The organism is Rhodopseudomonas pentothenatexigens (genome assembly GCF_900218015.1).
In the GTDB taxonomy this organism is placed as follows: Bacteria; Pseudomonadota; Alphaproteobacteria; order Rhizobiales; family Xanthobacteraceae; genus Rhodopseudomonas; species Rhodopseudomonas pentothenatexigens.
In genome coordinates, this window is sequence record NZ_UFQQ01000004.1 from 244,435 (window position 1) to 262,083 (window position 17,649).

At 67.1% G+C, this 17,649-nt stretch carries 14 protein-coding genes; 6 read left to right on the forward strand and 8 right to left on the reverse strand.

Going from position 1 to position 17,649, the window contains the following annotated elements:
• Positions 1-52: 52 nt before the first annotated feature.
• The 6 genes from DWA33_RS05300 to DWA33_RS05325 all read right to left on the reverse strand — a co-directional run bounded on the left by DWA33_RS05300 (position 53) and on the right by DWA33_RS05325 (position 6,381).
• On the reverse strand, positions 53-787 hold the full coding sequence (locus DWA33_RS05300; protein ID WP_114357041.1) for an MBL fold metallo-hydrolase: 735 nt from the start codon (positions 785-787) through the stop codon (positions 53-55).
• A gap of 146 nt (positions 788-933) precedes the next feature.
• On the reverse strand, positions 934-1,641 hold the full coding sequence (locus DWA33_RS05305) for a carbonic anhydrase (RefSeq protein ID WP_114357042.1): 708 nt from the start codon (positions 1,639-1,641) through the stop codon (positions 934-936).
• 135 nt (positions 1,642-1,776) lie between these two features.
• Positions 1,777-3,039: an MATE family efflux transporter gene (locus DWA33_RS05310; RefSeq protein ID WP_244601205.1), complete on the reverse strand. Its 1,263-nt coding sequence runs from the start codon at positions 3,037-3,039 to the stop codon at positions 1,777-1,779.
• A 78-nt stretch (positions 3,040-3,117) separates the two neighbouring features.
• On the reverse strand, positions 3,118-3,420 hold the full coding sequence (locus DWA33_RS05315; RefSeq protein WP_114357044.1) for a DUF6460 domain-containing protein: 303 nt from the start codon (positions 3,418-3,420) through the stop codon (positions 3,118-3,120).
• A 73-nt stretch (positions 3,421-3,493) separates the two neighbouring features.
• On the reverse strand, positions 3,494-5,338 hold the full coding sequence (locus tag DWA33_RS05320) for an ATP-dependent DNA ligase (protein ID WP_114357045.1): 1,845 nt from the start codon (positions 5,336-5,338) through the stop codon (positions 3,494-3,496).
• Positions 5,335-6,381 (reverse strand): ligase-associated DNA damage response exonuclease, encoded by a 1,047-nt coding sequence (locus DWA33_RS05325; RefSeq protein WP_114357046.1) that lies wholly within the window; start codon positions 6,379-6,381, stop codon positions 5,335-5,337. The genes DWA33_RS05320 and DWA33_RS05325 overlap by 4 nt, the downstream gene beginning before the upstream one ends.
• A gap of 58 nt (positions 6,382-6,439) precedes the next feature.
• On the opposite strand from DWA33_RS05325, the gene DWA33_RS05330 reads away from it, so the two are divergent.
• Positions 6,440-7,369 (forward strand): class I SAM-dependent DNA methyltransferase, encoded by a 930-nt coding sequence (locus DWA33_RS05330; protein ID WP_114357047.1) that lies wholly within the window; start codon positions 6,440-6,442, stop codon positions 7,367-7,369.
• A 75-nt stretch (positions 7,370-7,444) separates the two neighbouring features.
• Here DWA33_RS05330 and DWA33_RS05335 read toward each other — a convergent pair whose 3' ends face one another.
• Positions 7,445-8,791, reverse strand: a complete 1,347-nt coding sequence (locus DWA33_RS05335) for an outer membrane protein (protein WP_114357048.1) — start codon at positions 8,789-8,791, stop codon at positions 7,445-7,447.
• 340 nt (positions 8,792-9,131) lie between these two features.
• Here DWA33_RS05335 and DWA33_RS05340 point away from each other — a divergent pair, with 340 nt between their 5' ends.
• From DWA33_RS05340 to pdeM, 3 genes are all read left to right on the forward strand, one after another.
• On the forward strand, positions 9,132-10,352 hold the full coding sequence (locus DWA33_RS05340; RefSeq protein ID WP_114357049.1) for an ABC transporter substrate-binding protein: 1,221 nt from the start codon (positions 9,132-9,134) through the stop codon (positions 10,350-10,352).
• 135 nt (positions 10,353-10,487) lie between these two features.
• On the forward strand, positions 10,488-13,190 hold the full coding sequence (locus tag DWA33_RS05345; protein ID WP_244601204.1) for a ligase-associated DNA damage response DEXH box helicase: 2,703 nt from the start codon (positions 10,488-10,490) through the stop codon (positions 13,188-13,190).
• A gap of 137 nt (positions 13,191-13,327) precedes the next feature.
• Complete coding sequence (pdeM, locus tag DWA33_RS05350; protein ID WP_114357078.1) at positions 13,328-13,978, forward strand: ligase-associated DNA damage response endonuclease PdeM; 651 nt, start codon at positions 13,328-13,330, stop codon at positions 13,976-13,978.
• Between the two features lie 130 nt (positions 13,979-14,108).
• Here the strand turns inward: pdeM and DWA33_RS05355 are convergent, their stop codons facing one another.
• Entirely contained in the window at positions 14,109-14,972 is an 864-nt protein-coding gene (locus DWA33_RS05355; protein WP_114357050.1) for a LysR family transcriptional regulator, read from the reverse strand.
• 102 nt (positions 14,973-15,074) lie between these two features.
• On the opposite strand from DWA33_RS05355, the gene DWA33_RS05360 reads away from it, so the two are divergent.
• Together DWA33_RS05360 and DWA33_RS05365 are read left to right on the forward strand one after the other, a co-directional pair.
• A complete protein-coding gene (locus DWA33_RS05360) occupies positions 15,075-15,995 on the forward strand; it encodes a DMT family transporter (RefSeq protein WP_114357051.1) in 921 nt (306 codons plus the stop codon).
• A 79-nt stretch (positions 15,996-16,074) separates the two neighbouring features.
• Positions 16,075-17,421, forward strand: a complete 1,347-nt coding sequence (locus DWA33_RS05365) for an Nramp family divalent metal transporter (protein ID WP_114357052.1) — start codon at positions 16,075-16,077, stop codon at positions 17,419-17,421.
• The last annotated feature ends 228 nt before the right edge of the window (positions 17,422-17,649 follow it).

A 17,649-nucleotide genomic window follows, 5' to 3' on the forward strand; every position in this document is an offset into this window, starting at 1 on the left:
CAGAGATTCCGGGTTCGCGCTGCGCGCGCCCCGGAATGACTCGCTGAGAGTTCTACAGCGGCACGATCAGCCCGTCGCTCGCGGCCATGTGCGGCACGGTGGCGAGCTTGTGCAGGACCTCGTCGCCCATGTGGGTGAGGATGACGCGCTTCGGATTGATCTCCGGCAGATGAGTTTCCAGCGTCTTCAGGCTGATGTGGTTCTTCACCGTGCGATCGTAGGTGTAGGCCTCGCAGATGAACAGATCGGCGTCGTGCGCGGCCGCGACCAACTGATCGGTCCATTGCGTGTCGCCGCTATAGGCGAGGATGCGGCCTTCGGCTTCGATTCGATAGGCGAAGAACGGCCCGCCGGAGTCGCCGTGGATCACCGGGAACGGCGTCACCGTAACGGCGCCGAACTGCCGCGCCACGGTTGGCTCGAGGGCGACGACGTGGAGATCGAACGTCGGCTTGGTCGCCGACGAGTGTTCGAACATCGCTTCCATCAGCCGCGTCAGCCGGATGTCGATGCCCGGCGGTCCGGCGATCACTAGCGGCCGCTTGCGCTTGAGAAACTTGGCGTCGAGCATCAGGAACGGCAGGCCGCCGAAATGATCGCCGTGGAAATGCGTGATCAGGATCAGGTCGAGGTCTTCGCGCAGGATGCCGTAGCGTTTTAGCGCCGGCAGCGAGGTGGCGCCGCAGTCGATCAGGAAGTTGGCGGTCTGGCCGGAGACGTGAAAGCAGGTATTGAGCCGCCCGCCGGAGCCGAGCGCGTCGCCACAGCCGACAAATCGTACCTGCATTTCGCGTTCCGTCGATCTGGCTCAGATTCCGTCGCCCAGATCTAGGCGGTCCGCGCCCGGAACGTAACCCGTACCATCGCCGGATGCCGCGACCGTTGCGCGCAGGGCCGGGGCTGTTCGCCCCGGCGCGCGTGTCATCCTTGCGGCTAAACCAGTTCGACCTTGCCGCTGGCGAGATCGTACACGCCGCCGACCACCCGCAGCTTCTTGCTGCTCACCATCTCGGCGAGGATCGGCTTGGACTCCTGCAATTGCCGGACATTGGCCCGCACATTGGCGACCACCGCCTGGTGGCGCAGATCCTCCTCCTTCTTTTGGAGGACCGGCTCGATGCCCGGCTTCATCGCCCGCACCAGGTCGGCGATGTGGCCGGGCAGATCGTTGCCCTTCTGCAGCGCCGCAACGGTGGCATTGACGGCGCCGCAATTGCTGTGGCCGAGCACCATGATCACCTTGGTGCCGAGCACCGCGGCGCCGTATTCGAGGCTGGCGAGACCGTCCGGCGTGACGAAGTTGCCGGCGACCCGCACCACGAACAAGCTGCCCGGACCCTGGTCGAAGGCGAGCTCCGGCGCGACGCGGGAGTCGGCGCAGCCGAGGATCGCGGCGAACGGCGCCTGGCTTTCCGCCCGCGCAGCGCGGCCCGCCGAGAAATCACGCTCGCGCATCTGGCCGGCGATGTAGCGTTCGTTGCCCTGCATCAGCTTGTCGAGCGCGGCGTCGGGCGTATCGCTCGGCACACCGGCCTGGGTCTGCGCCTGCGCGGAGAGCGGCAGCGAGGCTGCGGCGAGCAGGCCGAGACCGCCGGCCATCAGAGTTCGTCGCGATACATCGCTGCGGCACGTCTCGCACATTCCGTCTCTCCTGGTTCGTTCCATCGTGTTGGGCAGATGGTATTTGTGGAAGATGAAGGTGCGAAGTATCGATTTTCCGCACGTGTTGCGGGCATCAACGTCGGGTTAATTCGGCCCAAGCGATTTGATGAAAACTCAGTGCGCCGCGAACGACGCACACACCATCGCCGGATAGCGCAGAGCCTGCAGGCCGCCGCGCCAGACGTAGTGCAACAGCAGCGCGACCCACAGGCCGGTATTGCCGAGCGGCTGCAGCGCGAACCACGACGCCAGGAACAGCAGCAACGACAGCAGCATCAGGTTGCGCATCTCGCGCGCCCAGGTGGCGCCGATGAACACGCCGTCAAAGGCGAATGCGAACACGCCGAGCATCGGCGCCAGCGTCACCAGCCAGAGATAATCGCGCGCGGTGCGACGCAGCTCGTCGTTCGAGGTGATGAAGTCGATCAGCATCGGGCCGGCGAACGCGTAGATCGCGCTGACGATGAGCGCGAACCCAAAGCCCCACAGGATCACCAGCCGGGTCGCCCTGACGAAGCCGGCACGGTCGCGCGCGCCGAGGGTGCGGCCGCACAGCTGCTCGGCGGCGTTGGCGAGGCCGTCGAGAAAGAACGCGCTGATCATCAGGAAATTGTTGAGCACCGCGTTGGTGGCGAGCACCACGTCGCCGCCGCGGGCGCCCTGCGCGGTGAAGAACAGGAACACCGCGATCAGCGCCGCGGTGCGGATCATGATGTCGCGGTTGACCGCGAACATCCGCTTCAGGCGATCCGGATCCAGCAGCATCGCCCGCGACACCTTGAACAGACCGCGGCCGCGCCAGGCCGCGATCGCGATCCCGATCACCAGGCCTGCGCCTTCGGCGATCACCGCGGCGATCGCGGCGCCAGCGATGCCGAAGTCGAACCACAGCACCAGCATCGCCGTGGCGGCGATGTTGATCAGGTTGATGGCGATCTGCACCGCCAGCGCCAGCGTGGCGCGGGCTTGGCCGACCAGCCAGCCGAGCACTGCGAAATTCGCCAGCACCAGCGGCGACGACCAGATCCGGATCGAGAAGTAGGTTTTGGCCGCGGCGCTGATCGCCTCGCTGCCGCCCATCATGCCGATTAGCACGGCAGCGAGCGGCCCTTGCAGCGCGATTAGCGCCAGGCCGATTCCGGCTGCGACCAAAAGACCGCGCAGCAGATGCGTCGGCACTTCGCGGGTCTCGCCGGCGCCGAGCGCCTGGGCGGTGAACGCCAGCGTGCTCATCCGCAGGAAGCCGAACAGCCAGAACAGGCAATCGAACAGGATCGAAGCCATCGACACGCCGCCGAGCAGCGTCGCCTCGCCGAGCCTGCCGATTGCGGTGGTGGCGACGACGCCGAGCAGCGGCGTGGTCAGGTTGGCGACCATCGCCGGCCCGGCGATGGCGAACACCTGCCGGGTGGTCACGGACGAACTGGCTGGCTCCACGGCGGACGCAGGCGGCGATCAGCGTCCGCGCGGCGTGCTGAACAACCGGGTGAGCAGCCAGACCGGGATCACGATCACGGCGCCGAGCAGGAAGTAGCGCCACAGCCCGCTGATCGCGTCGAATCCGAGTTCCCAGATCCGCTCGAACAGCAGCCGAATGCTGGTGACGATGTTCCAGGGATCGAGACCGATCGCCGCCAGCACCACGCCGACCAGGATCGACATCAGGATCAGTCGAAACGCCACCGCCATCGGCGAGCCGCCGAGGAAGCGGGTCATCCTGTCGTCGTTCGCCGGCAGATCCCGGATGTCGTCTCGCATCGTGTTGGTCCTCGCGCGCTTCGCTGGCGCATCATATTCGGTGCTGGGCAGATGGGGAACCGGCGCTTTGCCGTCAATGGCTGCTGGACGCGGTCGCCGGCGGAATCGCCGTCTCCGCCTTCAGCATCCGCTCCAGCGTTTCCAGCCTGTCAGCATCCTTCGGCGGCTTGTCCCAGCGCAGCCGGTTGATCCGGGGAAACCGCATCGCCACGCCGGATTTATGCCGCGGCGAGCGCTGCAGTCCTTCGAACGCCACTTCCAGCACCAGGCCCTTGTCGAGCTCGTGCACGACGTGGCGGACCGGGCCGAATTTCTCGGTGGTGTTGCGGCGCACGAAGCGGTCGATCTGCAGCAGTTCTTCGTCGGTGAAGCCGAAATACGCCTTGCCGACCGGGACGAGCTGATCGCCGCTGTCGCCCTCGGTCCAGACCCCGAAGGTGTAGTCGGAATAATACGACGAGCGCTTGCCGTGACCGCGCTGCGCATACATCAGCACCGCGTCGATGATGTGCGGGTCGTGCTTCCACTTCCACCATTGGCCCTTGGGGCGGCCGGGCAGGTACAGCGCTTCGCGCCGCTTCAGCATCACGCCTTCGACGGCGTCGGCGTCGAGCCCGGCGCCGGCCGATGCCGGATCGCGCCGCGCCGCGCGCAAACCCTCCCAATCGTCGAATGCGACCGTCGGCGACAGATCGACCTTGGGGTCGTCGAGGTTCGCAATGAACGATTCCAGCCGGGCGCGGCGCTCGGCGAACGGCAGCGTGCGCAAATCGTCGTCGCCGTCGCCGAGCAGGTCGTAGGCGCGCAGATGGATCGGGAATTCCTTGGTCAGCTTCGGCGTCACTGATTTTCGGTTCAGCCGCTGCTGCAGCACGTTGAACGACTGCACCCGGCCCTCGCGTAGCACCAGCAGCTCGCCGTCGATCGCGCCCGGCAGGCGCAGCGACGGCAACAGATCGGGAAAGCTCATGGTGATGTCTTCGCCGCTGCGCGAATATAGCCGCACGACCGTGTCGCCGTGCTCGTTCTGGCCGCTGACCGCCTGGACGCGGATGCCGTCCCATTTCCATTCGGCGATGTAGTCGGCCGGGTTCATCCCGGCGAAGTCGGTGTCTTCGACCGCGTGCGCCAGCATCACCGGCCGGAACGGCGCCGGATCGCGATTGACCGGCTGCGGCCCGCGGCCTTCGAGCCAGGCGAACAGCTCGTGGTATGGCGGCTCGAGACCCGGCCACACCAGCTCGACGTCGTGCGGATCCTTGTCGCCGAGCGCTGCTGCAGCAGTCTTGGCGAGCCGCGCCGACACGCCGATCCGCAAGGCACCGGTCACCAGCTTGAGCAGCGCCCAGCGCCCGGTTTCGTCGAGCTCGTCGAGCCACCGCGCCAACTGCGCCGGCAGCTCGGCCTTGCCGAGGCTGTGCAGGGTGGTGACGATCTCGGTGAGGGTGGGGGGAGGCGGGTTGTTGTGGCCCGCACTCACTACTGCGCTTAGTTCTGAAGCGATGGTCTCACCGCTTGCGGGGCGAGCTCCCTCTCCCGCTTGCGGGAGAGGGTTGGGGTGAGGGCGCCCCGAGGATGGCGTCCCGGTGTGGACCCCCACCCCCGACCCCTCCCCGCAAGGGGGAGGGGAGGAGGCCGCGTTGCGGGGCGAGGGCCACATCAGCGCCACTGTCTCCGACAGGTCGCCGACGTAATCGTAGGACAGGCCGAACAGCACCGGGTCGGTGCGTTCGGCGATCAGCGCGCGGATCAGTCCGGGCTTGGCGTGGCGGAACGACAATGCGCCGGTGAACGCCGCCAGTGCCCAGCCGCGGTCGGGATCTTCGACCTCGCGGAAGTAATTGGTGATCAGCCGCAGCTTGTTGTTACGGCCGGGCTCGTAACCGAGGCGGTCGAGCAGTTCGGCGAAGCGGTTCATGCCTCTGCGGCCTCGCTGTCGCTTGCCGGCATGCCGACGTCTTCATCCTCGTCGCCATAGCCGACCAGATCGAGCGGGCGCGCAGCGAGGCCCTTGCTCCGGCACCAATGCACCAGCGCGTCTTCCTGCCCATGAGTGACCCAGACTTCACCGGCGCCGGTGGCCGCGATGGTCGCGGTCAGGCCGTCCCAATCGGCGTGGTCGGAAATCACCAGCGGCAGTTCGACGCCGCGCTGGCGGGCGCGGGCGCGCACCCGCATCCACCCCGACGCGAACGCGGTGAGCGGATCGGGAAAGCGGCGCGTCCACAGATCCGAGGTCGCCGACGGCGGCGCCAGCGTGATGGTGCCGGCGAGCGCGGCCTTCTTGACGCCCTTCACCGGCCGCAGCTCGCCGAGCGGCACGCCCTGCTCCGCATAGTAATGGGTGATCTTCTCCATCGCGCCGTGCAGATAGATCGGCGCGTCATAGCCGGCCTGCCGGATCAGCGCGATCACCCGCTGCGCCTTGCCGAGCGAATAGGCGCCGACCAGATGCGCTCGTTCCGGAAACAGCGCCACCGAATCCAGCAGCTTCCTGACTTCAGCGGCCGCCTCGGGATGCCGGAACACCGGAAGCCCGAACGTCGCCTCGGTGATGAAGACGTCGCACGACACGATCTCGAACGGCGTGCAGGTCGGGTCGGGCGCGTCCTTGTAGTCGCCGGAGGCGACGATGCGGATGCCGCCGGATTCGACCGCCACCTGGGCCGAGCCGAGCACATGGCCGGCGGGATGGAACGAGACGGTGGTATCGCCGAGCCGAATGGTCTCGCCGTACCCGACCGCCTGGGTGGCGCCGGCGAAATTGTCCCCGTAGCGCAGCCGCATCATGTCGAGGGTTTGCTGCGTCGCCAGCACGGCGCCGTGGCCGGGGCGGGCGTGATCGGAATGGCCGTGGGTGATCACGGCGCGCTCCACCGGGCGCACCGGATCGATGTGAAAGCCGCCGGGCCTGCAGCACAGGCCGGCAGCGGTCGGCATCAGGATGTCGTGCGGACGCATCTCGGCTATATAGGTGGGTCTGCCCGTCAAACGAGTGTCGCCCCGCCGGGTTCCGTCGATGCCGACGCATCTGTTCCTGTCGTCCGGAAACATCATCGCCGATCGCCGCTTCGACTTTGCCCGTGAGCTGCTGGCGCGGGACGAGGCGGAAGCCGCGGCCGACTTGTTGCTGCAGGCGGTGGAGCTGGCGCCTGACTTTGCTTCAGCGTGGTTCGCGCTCGGCGACATCCGCGAGAACCGGCTCGGCGACCGGGCAGGTGCGATCGCGGCGTTCCGGCGCGCCCGCGACGGCGATACGCACGATCGGCACGGCGCAGGCCTGCGCCTGATGCGGCTCGGGGCCGCCGAGCTCGGCGCGATGCCGCCGGCCTATGTGGGCGCGCTGTTCGACCAATACGCACCGCGCTTCGACAAGTCGCTGGTCGGGGAACTCGGCTATCGCGGGCCGGCACTACTGCTCGCGGCGGTCAGCGAGGTCTGCGCGACAACCTGTCGGGCGGTGGCGTTCGCGCGGGCGATCGATCTCGGTTGCGGCACCGGCCTGGTCGGACGCGCTTTCGCGGCGGTCGCCTCGGAAATCGCCGGCTTCGATCTGTCACCGCAGATGATCGAACGCGCTCGCGCGACCGGCGTCTACGCCCGGCTCGCGGCGACCGATCTGGTGCAGGGGCTCGCCCGCGAGCCGCCCGAGAGCGCCGAACTGATCCTCGCCGCCGACGTGCTGATCTACATCCAGGACGTCGCGCCGCTGCTGCGTGAGGCCGTCCGGGTGCTGCAGCCGCGCGGGTTGCTGGCCGTCACCGCCGAGACGCATGCGGGCGACGGCGTGGTGCTGACCGCCGGGCTGCGCTTCGCCCAGGCGGAAAGCTATCTGCGGACCGAACTGAAGCGGGCCGGCCTCGCGTTGGCCTTGCTGCAGCACGCCTCGGCCCGCAACGAGAACCAGACGCCGCTGCCGGGGCTGGTCGTCGTCGCGACGAAGTCGTAGGTCCGAGCAACGCAGTGCAAACAAAAACCCCGGCCGCGAGGCCGGGGTTTGGTGTCCGTCGCGGTGAGGCGAAGATCAGTACTTCGCGACCACCGGCTGATTGAAGTGATAATTGATGCCGGTGCGCAGCGTATGCTGCGTGACCTTGGTGGTGTTGATGCCGGTGGCACCGAACGCGTCGGTGGTCGAGCCGAGATCGACGTAGAGATATTCGGTCTTCGAGGTCCAGTTCGGGCCGAGCAGGCCGAACAGCTGGAACGGAGTCTCGATGCCGGCGCCGGCTGCCCAGCCACCCTTGGTGGTCTTGAAGCTGTAGTTGCCGATGGCGCTGACGATGTCGGTCTTGATGTTGCCGTAGGCATAGCCGGCGGTGCCGTAGAACAGCGTCGAGCCAAGCGAGTAGCCGATCCGGCCGCGCGCGGTGCCGAACCACGGCAGCTTGGCATCGTAGAACACCGCCGGGCCGAGCACCGCGGCGCGCTGATCCTTCAGGGTCGAGCCCTGGAAGTCGGCTTCGACGCCGAACACCCAGTTCGCCGCCTGCCAGTTGTAGCCGATCTGGCCGCCGCCGAAGAAGCCGTCCGGCGCCAGGTTGAAGGCATCGGTCACGCCCGCGATCGTCACGCTGGAGCGGTCACGCGCGGTGGCGCCGCCGAAATTGCCGCCGATATACAGACCGGCCCAGTTCGCCGGCGGCGGGGCGACGTACATGCCGTTGCCGCCAATGCGATAGTTCAGACCGACGCGGAAGATGCTCTCGCGCACTTCGGTGCGCAGGCTCTGGTTGCCGAAGAAGTCGGTCTGATTGCCGAGATCGAGATACAGATACTCGATCTTGCCGCTCCAGTTGCCGCCGAGCGCGGCTTCAACACCCGAACCGATCACCCAGCCGGAGCGGGTCTTGCTGTTGTCGAACGCCACAAGGCCGCCTTCGGTGACGGTGGTCTTGACGTTGCCGACCGCGTAACCGCCGGTGAAGTAGCCGAACGCCGGACCGCGCACGAGGCCGATGCGGCCGCGGACCGTGCCGAACCAGTCGAGCTTCTGATTGTAATTGGTGGCGAGGCCATTGAGCGAGGTGTAGCCGTCGCTCATGCCGCTGCCCTGGATGTCGGCTTCGACGCCGATCAGCATCGGGCCGAACATCGAGCCGAACTGCCAATTATAGCCGATCTGACCGCCGCCGATCGCGCCCTGCGGCTGCAGATAGGTGGAGTTCAGCGTGCCGGCGCCCGGATAGGAGTGGGTCTGCAGATCGCGTCCCAGGCCGATGCCGACGTTGCCGCCGATGTAGAAGCCCGTCCAGTCATAGACGGCGGCAACCGGGGCCTTCATGTAGGGGGCCTTGACGGCGAGGTCGGCCGCTTGGGCGCTGACGGCGGCGGTGCCAGCCAGCACGACGCCGGCGAGAATTCGTTTCATGGACGGGGTCCCCTCTTCGATCTGGCGCGAAGACTAGACCGGGGCTGCCGAGTCGTCTGTACCCGCGCGGCCACACCCGCCGAAATTCGCCGGTAAACAATTGATTGATGCCGGGAATTTGCCGCCCGGCAGTGTCCGGGTGCGGCGACGAGTCGCCCTCGGATTGCCCGCGGCGTGACAGAAACATCGCGTTTGACGCGCAGTTGAAGAAAATTCAATCGACAGGAGGGTTGCGGCTGCTCGTGCTTCTGCTCAGGATGGCCCGCCGCAGAAGCGAACCACGCCGCGGCCGAACGAGAACCGGACCTTTGCGATCCGGCACCAAGGGGAGAGAAACTCGATGAATCGACGCTATAGTTCCGTCCTCACCTCCGTGACGGCGATCGCGGCGGTGACGCTGACCATCGGCGCGGCCGCCGCCGCCGAGAAGAAATACGACCCCGGCGCCAGCGACACCGAGATCAAGATCGGGCAGACCGTGCCGCATTCCGGCCCAGGCTCGCTGTACGGCGTGCTCGGCCGGGTCGGCGAAGCCTATTTCCAGATGCTGAACGAGAAGGGCGGCATCAACGGCCGCAAGGTCACGTTCCTCACCCTGGACGATTCCTACAGCGCGCCGAAGGCGGTCGAGGCGACCCGGCGGCTGGTGGAGCAGGAGGAGGTGCTGGCGCTGTACGGCTCGCTCGGCACCGCACCGCAGACGGCAGTCCACAAGTACCTGAATTCCAAAAAGGTTCCGCAGCTCCTGCTGAACACCGGGGCGTCCAAGTGGAACGACCCGAAGCACTTCAAATGGACCATGGCGGGGCTGCCGCTGTATCCGACCGAAGCGCGCATCCTGGCCAAGCACGTCGTCGCGGTGAAGCCGGACGCCAAGATCGCGATCCTGTACCAGAACGATGATTTCGGCCGCGACTTCCTCGGGCCGTTCAAGAAGGTGCTGGAAGAGGCCGGCGGTAAAGCCAAGGTGATCGCGGAAGCCAGCTACGATCTGACCGAGCCGACCATCGACTCGCAGATCATCAACCTGTCGAAGTCCGGCGCCGACGTGTTCTTCAACATCACGACCGGCAAGGCGACCTCGCAGTCGATCCGCAAGATCGCCGAGCTCGGCTGGAAGCCGCTGCACCTGCTGTCGGCCGGCTCGACCGGGCGCTCGATCCTCAATGCCGCCGGTCTCGACAACGCCAAGGGCATCGTCGCGATCCGCTATTCCAAGGAAGTCGGCGTGCCGCGGTTCGAGAAGGATCCGGAGGTCCAGGCGTTCGAGGCGTTTCGGGCCAAGTACCTGCCCAACGTCGACAAGGACAACACCATCGCCTACGCCGGCTACGGTCAGGCCGTGACGATGGCGGAGATCCTGCGGCGCTGCGGTGACAACCTGACCCGCGAGAACGTGCTGAAGCAGGCGTCGAACCTCAAGGGCTTCCACTCGCCCTATTTCCTCGACGGCATCACCTACAGCTACACCCCGGACGACTATACCCCGATGAAGACGCTGTACATCGCGACCTTCAACGGCTCCGACTGGGACATTTCCGACAAGCCGGTCACCGAATGACCCTCGGCTGACATTCCGACGCCGCGAGCGCCCGCCGTCCGGCGGGCGTTCTGGTGTTCGGCAGAACCTCGCCTGCGGCTTCGTCGCTGTTTCCCCGACCTCGACCTCCGCAAGCCGAATGCCTAGCTTGGCAAGGTGAGCCTCGCCGATTCCGCCTCGCCCCCCGACCTGCTCCCCGAACCGTTCCGGCGCTGGTTCGCCGCGCGCGGCTGGGTGCCGCGCGATCATCAGCTCGCGCTGCTGGAAAAAGCCCGCGGGCAGCGCTCGGCGCTGCTGATCGCCCCGACCGGCGCCGGCAAGACGCTGGCCGGATTTCTGCCGACGCTGGTGGAATTGAGCACTGCGTCGCGGCTTAACCTTTCCCCGCCTGCGGGGAGAGGTCGACTGGCCGGCGCAGCCGGTCAGTCGGGTGAGGGCGCTGATGAGCCTCGCTTTGCCGAAACGACGCGCGATTCGACGACGCCCCCTCATCCGGCGCGCCAAGCTGCGTTTGCCGCGCCAGCTTCTCCGCGCACGAGGGCAGAAGGATTCGTGCCGCGGCCCGGCGGTCTGCACACCCTCTACATCTCGCCGCTCAAGGCGCTCGCGGTCGATATCGCCCGCAATCTCGAAACCCCGATCGCGCAGATGAAACTGCCGATCCGGGTCGAGACTCGCACCGGCGACACTCCGGTGTCGCGGCGGACGCGGCAGCGGCGCAATCCGCCGGACATTTTGCTCACCACGCCGGAGCAGCTCGCGCTGCTGCTCGCCTCCGACGACGCGCCGTATCTGTTCGGCACCCTGCGGCGGATCGTGCTCGACGAGCTGCACGCGCTGGTGACGTCCAAGCGCGGCGATCTGCTGTCGCTCGGCCTCGCCCGGCTGTGGCGGATCGCGCCGCAACTTCGTGCTATCGGCCTGTCGGCAACGGTCGCCGATCCCGACGAACTCGCCCGGTTCCTGGTGCCGCAGCCTGACGGCGAAGCGGTTTCTGCCGACATCGTCGTGGCGACCGGCGCCGCGCCGCCGGTGGTCGAGATGCTCGACACCAAGGAGCGGCTGCCTTGGGCCGGGCACTCGGCGCGCCACGCGCTGCCGGAGATCTACGACCTGATCCGGTGCAACACCACGACGCTGGTGTTTGTCAACACCCGCAGCCAAGCCGAGATGCTGTTCCAGGAGCTGTGGCGGATCAACGACGACAACCTGGCGATCGCGCTGCATCACGGCTCGCTCGATGTCGGTCAGCGCCGCAAGGTCGAGGACGCGATGGCGGCCGGACGCCTGCGCGGTGTGGTGTGCACGTCGTCGCTCGACCTCGGCGTCGACTGGGGCGATGTCGATCTGGTCGTCAATGTCGGCGCGCCGAAAGGGTCGTCGCGGCTGATGCAACGGATCGGCCGTGCCAACCACCGCATCGACGAAGCCTCGCGCGCTGTGCTGGTGCCGGCCAATCGCTTCGAAGTGCTGGAATGCGCGGTTGCGATCGACGCGGTTGCCGAAAATGCGCAGGATACCCCGCCGCAGCGCAACGGTGCGCTCGATGTGCTGGCGCAGCACATTCTCGGCTGCGCCTGCGGCGAGCCGTTCTTTGCCGATGATTTGTATGCCGAGATCCGCAGCGCCGCGCCTTATGCGGATCTGCCGCGCGCCGATTTCGACGACACGCTCGATTTCGTCGCCAGTGGCGGCTACGCGCTGAAAAGCTACGAGCGCTTTGCCAAGATCAAACAGGACAAGCAAGGCCGCTGGCGCGTCGCCAACCCGAAGGTGCGCCAGAGCTATCGCCTCAATGTCGGCACTATCGTCGAAGAGGCGATGCTGAAGGTGAAGCTTGTGCGCTCGTCACGTGCCAAGGGCAGCGGTACCACCGGTGCGATCGCGCGTGGCGGGCGGATGCTCGGCCAGATCGAGGAAGGGTTCATCGAGGGGCTGACGCCGGGCGACACTTTCGTGTTCGGCGGCGAGGTGGTGCGCTACGAGGCGCTGGTGGAGGATCAGGTCTACGTCTCGCGCGCCCACGACAAGGACGCCCGGGTGCCGTCCTACATGGGCGGCAAATTTCCGCTGTCGACCTATCTGGCCGAGCGCGTCCGCGGGCTGCTCGCCGACAAGCGAGCTTGGAAGAATTTGCCCGATCAGGTGCGCGACTGGCTGGCGCTGCAGACCAAGGCCTCACTGGTTCCGGCGCGGCGCGAATTGGTGATTGAAACATTTCCACGCGCCGCCAAGTACTATCTCGTCTGCTATCCGTTCGAAGGCCGGCTGGCGCATCAGACCCTCGGCATGCTGCTGACGCGGCGGCTTGAGCGCGCTCGCGCCCGGCCGCTCGGTTTCGTCGCGAATGAATATGCGCTGGCGGTGTGGGGACTCGCCGACGTGTCGCAGATGATCCGGCAGGGCCGGCTCGATCTCGACGCGCTGTTCGATCCGGACATGCTCGGCGACGATCTTGAAGCCTGGCTCGCCGAATCGGCGCTGATGAAGCGTACCTTCCGCAATTGCGCCATCATCTCCGGCCTGATCGCGCGGCGGTTCGCCGGCGAGGAGAAATCACGGCGGCAGGTGCTGTTTTCGACCGACCTCGTCTACGACGTGCTCAACAAGCATCAGCCCGACCACGTGCTGCTGCGCGCCGCCCGCGCCGACGCGGCCACCGGGCTGCTCGATTTGCGCCGCCTCAGTGATATGCTGATGCGAATCAACGGGCGCATCGTCCACAAGGAACTCGACCGGGTGTCGCCGCTGGCGGTGCCGGTGATGATGGAAATCGGCCGCGAAGCCGTGTACGGCGAGGCGTCCGACGTCCTGCTCGCCGAAGCCGCAGACGATCTCGTGCGCGAGGCGATGGGGTGATGTCTTCTCCCTCCCCCCTTGCGGGGGAGGGTCGGGGTGGGGGGTGCCACGGGCACGTCAATCAATTGAGAACTCAAACCGCTTGGACCCCCACCCCCGACCCCTCCCCGCAAGGGGGAGGGGAGCAGAGCGTCGCCATCGCCGGCGCGGCGTTTGTCGCCGATCTCTCCGGTGCGCTGTACTGGGAAGACGAGCGGCTACTGGTCGTGTCCGATCTGCATCTGGAGAAGGGCTCCAGCTTCGCGCTGCGCGGCGTGCTGCTGCCGCCCTACGACACGGTGGCGACGCTCGGCCGGCTGGGCGCGGTGATCGCGCGGTTCGATCCGAAGCTGGTGATCGCGCTCGGCGACAGCTTTCACGACCGCGACGCGCATGATCGGCTGTCCGACGGCAATCGCGACATCCTGTCGGCGCTGCAGGCGCGGCGCGATTGGATCTGGATCGCGGGCAATCACGACCCGGAGTTGCCGTGCAATCTCGGCGGCAGCGTCGCGAGCGAAGTTGCGGTCGGCGCGGTCGCGTTCCGTCACGAGCCGACCGGCGCACACGGCGAGATCGCCGGCCATCTGCATCCCAAGGCACGGGTCAGTCGCCGTGGCCGCAGCATCGAGCGGCGCTGCTTTGCCGGCGACGGCATGCGCGTGGTGATGCCGGCATTCGGCGCCTATACGGGCGGGCTCAACATTCGCGATGCCGCTTTCGCGCGGCTGTTCGGCGGCGCGGCCTTCACTGCCCACGTGCTCGGCGACAACCGCCTCCACGCCATCGCCGCCGCGCGCTGCTGCTGATCCCACACCTCTCCTCGAGATAACCATCCACGAGTCATTCCGGGACGCGAACGCAGTTCGCGAACCCGGAATATCTCTTTGCAATAGTCTCGGGATTCCGGTTTCGCGCAGCGTTGCTGCACGCCCCGGATCACGCCGCCTTGGCGTGAAGCTGGTCGCAGAATTCGGCCAGCGTTTCGGCAAGGCGCAGCGTCGCCGGGCTGGCGTGCGGGGCGGCGATCAGGGCGAGTTCGGTGCGGTCGATCGGCGGAAAGCCGTCGCGCGCGGTCAGCTTGCGGTGATCGGCCTGGATCGAGATTTCCGACAGGATCGACAGGCCGAGCCCGGCGGCCACCGCCGCCTGAATGCCGGCGAGGTTTGCACTGCTGTACGCCATGTGCCAACGCCGCCCTGTGGCTTCGATCGCATGGATCGCACGGGTGCGATACAGGCAGCCGCCGGGAAAGAAGATCAGCGGCAGGCTGTCGGCCTTGGCGTTGCAGGGGTGGTTCTTGCTGTTCACCCAATACACCCGCTCCGGCCACACCGCGATCGCGTCGGGGCCGCCGGACTCGCGCTTGAGCAGTACGAGATCGAGATCGCCGCGTTCCAGATCGCGCTTCAAATTCAGGCTCTGGTCGGCGCGGACATCGAGCCGCAGACCGGGCCGCGCGCGCGAAAAGCTGCCGAGCAGCCTTGGCAGCCGGTACAGCGCAAAGTCTTCCGGAATCCCGAGCCGGATGGCGCCGTCCTGGCCGGGCCGCGCCACCACGTCGCGCGCCTCTTCGGCCAGCGCCAGCAGGCGCCTTGCGTAGGACAGCAGCCGCTCGCCGGCCTCGGTCGGCAGCACATCCTTGCCGCTGCGGTCGAGGAGTTGCTGGCCCAAGTCGTCCTCAAGCCGCTTGATCTGCTGACTGACGGTCGACTGGGTCCGGTGCACGCGCTCGCCGGCGCGGGTGAAGCCGCCGGCCTCCACGACCGAGACGAAGCTGCGCAGCAATTCGAGGTCGAGCATCGCAAGGGCGCCATTTGAAAATCCACTGGTGTCGATCTTATCATTTAATTTCCAGATGACAACGGAAGCGCCTAGATCGGAGAGGTCTTCAGGAGGCCACCGATGTCACTCGCGCCCACCACCTCGCTCGCGACCCCCGGATTCAACACCCGCCCGCTGCAGATCGCGCTGTTCTGCGCGCTGTGGAGCTTCGCCTTTGTGGCCGGCAAGGCTGGTGTCGCCGATTGCCCGCCGCTGATCCTGCTGGCGGGACGGTTCACGCTCGCCGGCGTGCTGATTCTCGGATTGTCCGCGCTGATGCGGGAGCACTGGAATTTGCGCCCGCGCGATGTCGCGCTGTGTGCGCTGCTCGGCATCATCAACAACGCGCTGTATCTCGGCCTCGGCTATGTCGGCCTGCAGACGGTCTCGGCCGGCATCGGCGGACTGATCGTCAGCGCCAATCCGGTGTTCACCGCGGTGCTGGCGGCGCTGGTGCTGCACGAGGCATTGACCTGGCGGAAGGTCGCCGGCCTGGTGCTGGGCGTTGCCGGCGTCGCCTTCATCGTGTGGCACCGCATCGCGATCGGCGCGGAAGCATGGCACGGCATCGGCTTCACGCTGGCCTCGCTGGCGTCGATCGTCGCCGGCACCATCCTGTTCAAGCGGCTGGCGCCGCAGGGCAGTCTGTGGATCGGCAACGGCATCCAGAATCTCGCTGCCGGACTGGTGCTGATCCCGTTGGCGTTTTCGGTGTCGAGCGCCGGCGATATCGTGCCGAGCTGGCGGCTCGCCGGCGCCTTCGCGTTCCTGGTGCTCGGCGGTTCGATCGTCGCCTATTGGCTGTGGTTTCGCCTGCTGACGCTTTACGGCGCGACCGCCGCCAGCGCCTGGCATTTCGTGATGCCGCCGCTGGCGATGCTGTTCGCCTGGCTGGCGCTGGGTGAATCGATCGACCTCCGCGATCTGCTCGGCGTGATCCCGGTGGCGGTCGGCATCTATCTGGTGACCCGGCCGGCCCGGAGGCCGGCGCTGGCGGGCTGAGCCATAGGCCTCGTTCCGTTGCCGGAACCGGCCGGCCTCGGCTACGTTGTGGTCTAGATCGGCGAGCCGGGGACCGAGTGTGAAGCACAGCGCCAGAGGCGATGCCGAAGACCCAGCTTCTTTCGGGCCTGGGGTCGGCGACGTCCCCAAGGTTCAGCGGCTCGAGACCTTTCGGCTCCGCGGCTTCTTCAAGACGCTCGGGCCGGGCCTGATCACCGGCGCCTCCGACGACGATCCTTCCGGCATCGGCACCTACAGCCAGGCGGGCGCGCAGCTCGGCTACGGCATCAGTTGGACGATGCTGCTGACCTTCCCGCTGATGGTGGCGATCCAGGAGATCTCCGGCCGGGTCGGTCGCGTCACCGGTCACGGCATCGCCGGCAACGTCTGCCGGCACTATTCCGGCAAACTGCTGGCGGCGATCGTCGTGCTGCTGTTCACCGCCAACACCATCAACATCGCCGCCGATCTCGCCGCAATGGCCGACGCCACCAAGCTCCTGATCGGCGGCCACCCGCTGCTCTACGTCGTGGCTTTCGGCGCGATTTCGGTGCTGGCGCAGATCTTCTTCGACTACAAGCGCTACGTCGCCGTGCTGAAATGGCTGACGCTGTGCCTGTTCGCCTATGTCGGCGCGCTGGCGGTGGCGAAGGTGGACTGGCCGCAGGCGGCGGCCGGCGTGCTGATCCCGCAGGTCACCTGGAGCAGCGGTTATCTCACCACCATCGTGGCGATCTTCGGCACCACGATCTCGCCCTATCTGTTCTTCTGGCAGGCCTCGCAGGAGGCCGAGGACGAACGGATCGATCCGCACAAGAAGCCGCTGACGAAATCGCCGCAGGATGCGCCGCGGGAATTCCAGCGGATCCGCGCCGACACCATCATCGGCATGGCGTTCTCGAATCTGATCGCGCTGGCGATCATCATCACGGCGGCCGCGACCCTGCACGCCAGTGGCCGGACCGACATCGAGACCTCGGCGCAGGCCGCCGAGGCGCTGAAGCCGATCGCCGGCCCGTTCGCCGAATGGATCTTCGCGCTCGGCATCGTCGGCACCGGCCTGTTGGCGATCCCGGTGCTGGCCGGCTCCGCCGCCTATGCGGTCGGCGAGGGCCGGCGCTGGCCGGTCGGGCTGGCGCGCAAGCCGAAGCAGGCGGTGGCGTTCTACAGCGTGCTGGCGCTGTCGGCGGTGCTCGGCATCGCGATCAATTTCGCGCCGATCAATCCGATCTCGGCGCTGTATTGGAGCGCGGTGATCAACGGCGTGCTGGCGGTGCCGGTGATGGTGCTGCTGATGCTGATCGCGCGGCGCCGCGACGTGATGCACCGCTTCACCGTGCATGGTCCGCTGTATTGGCTCGGCTGGCTGTCGACCGCCGCGATGGGGCTCAGCGTCGTCGCGATGGCGGTCGGGTATTTGCTTTAACTGGCCCCACACGCCGTCATTCCGGGGCGGTCGCGAAGCGACCGAGCCCGGAATCCCGAAGTTATCAGGCCGAGAGGCCGACACACGTGGCGCTGCCGGGTGCCCTGAATCCCGAGATTCCTGTATCTGCGAGGTGCTGGTGCATAGTCAGCACGACAGAGGCCGCTCGGTAGATTCCCGGCCGATCATCTCGCCGTAACCCGGTGCGGGCGCCTCTGTCGGTGTTGC

What these genes read in the sequence shown, in the direction of transcription:
- DWA33_RS05300 (WP_114357041.1), bottom strand. Translation starts at nt 787, where the DNA reads ATGCAGGTACGATTTGTCGGCTGTGGCGACGCGCTCGGCTCCGGCGGG.
- DWA33_RS05305 (WP_114357042.1), bottom strand. Translation starts at nt 1,641, where the DNA reads ATGTGCGAGACGTGCCGCAGCGATGTATCGCGACGAACTCTGATGGCC.
- DWA33_RS05310 (WP_244601205.1), bottom strand. Translation starts at nt 3,039, where the DNA reads ATGGTCGCCAACCTGACCACGCCGCTGCTCGGCGTCGTCGCCACCACC.
- DWA33_RS05315 (WP_114357044.1), bottom strand. Translation starts at nt 3,420, where the DNA reads ATGCGAGACGACATCCGGGATCTGCCGGCGAACGACGACAGGATGACC.
- DWA33_RS05320 (WP_114357045.1), bottom strand. Translation starts at nt 5,338, where the DNA reads ATGAACCGCTTCGCCGAACTGCTCGACCGCCTCGGTTACGAGCCCGGC.
- DWA33_RS05325 (WP_114357046.1), bottom strand. Translation starts at nt 6,381, where the DNA reads ATGCGTCCGCACGACATCCTGATGCCGACCGCTGCCGGCCTGTGCTGC.
- DWA33_RS05330 (WP_114357047.1), top strand. Translation starts at nt 6,440, where the DNA reads ATGCCGACGCATCTGTTCCTGTCGTCCGGAAACATCATCGCCGATCGC.
- DWA33_RS05335 (WP_114357048.1), bottom strand. Translation starts at nt 8,791, where the DNA reads ATGAAACGAATTCTCGCCGGCGTCGTGCTGGCTGGCACCGCCGCCGTC.
- DWA33_RS05340 (WP_114357049.1), top strand. Translation starts at nt 9,132, where the DNA reads ATGAATCGACGCTATAGTTCCGTCCTCACCTCCGTGACGGCGATCGCG.
- DWA33_RS05355 (WP_114357050.1), bottom strand. Translation starts at nt 14,972, where the DNA reads ATGCTCGACCTCGAATTGCTGCGCAGCTTCGTCTCGGTCGTGGAGGCC.
- DWA33_RS05360 (WP_114357051.1), top strand. Translation starts at nt 15,075, where the DNA reads ATGTCACTCGCGCCCACCACCTCGCTCGCGACCCCCGGATTCAACACC.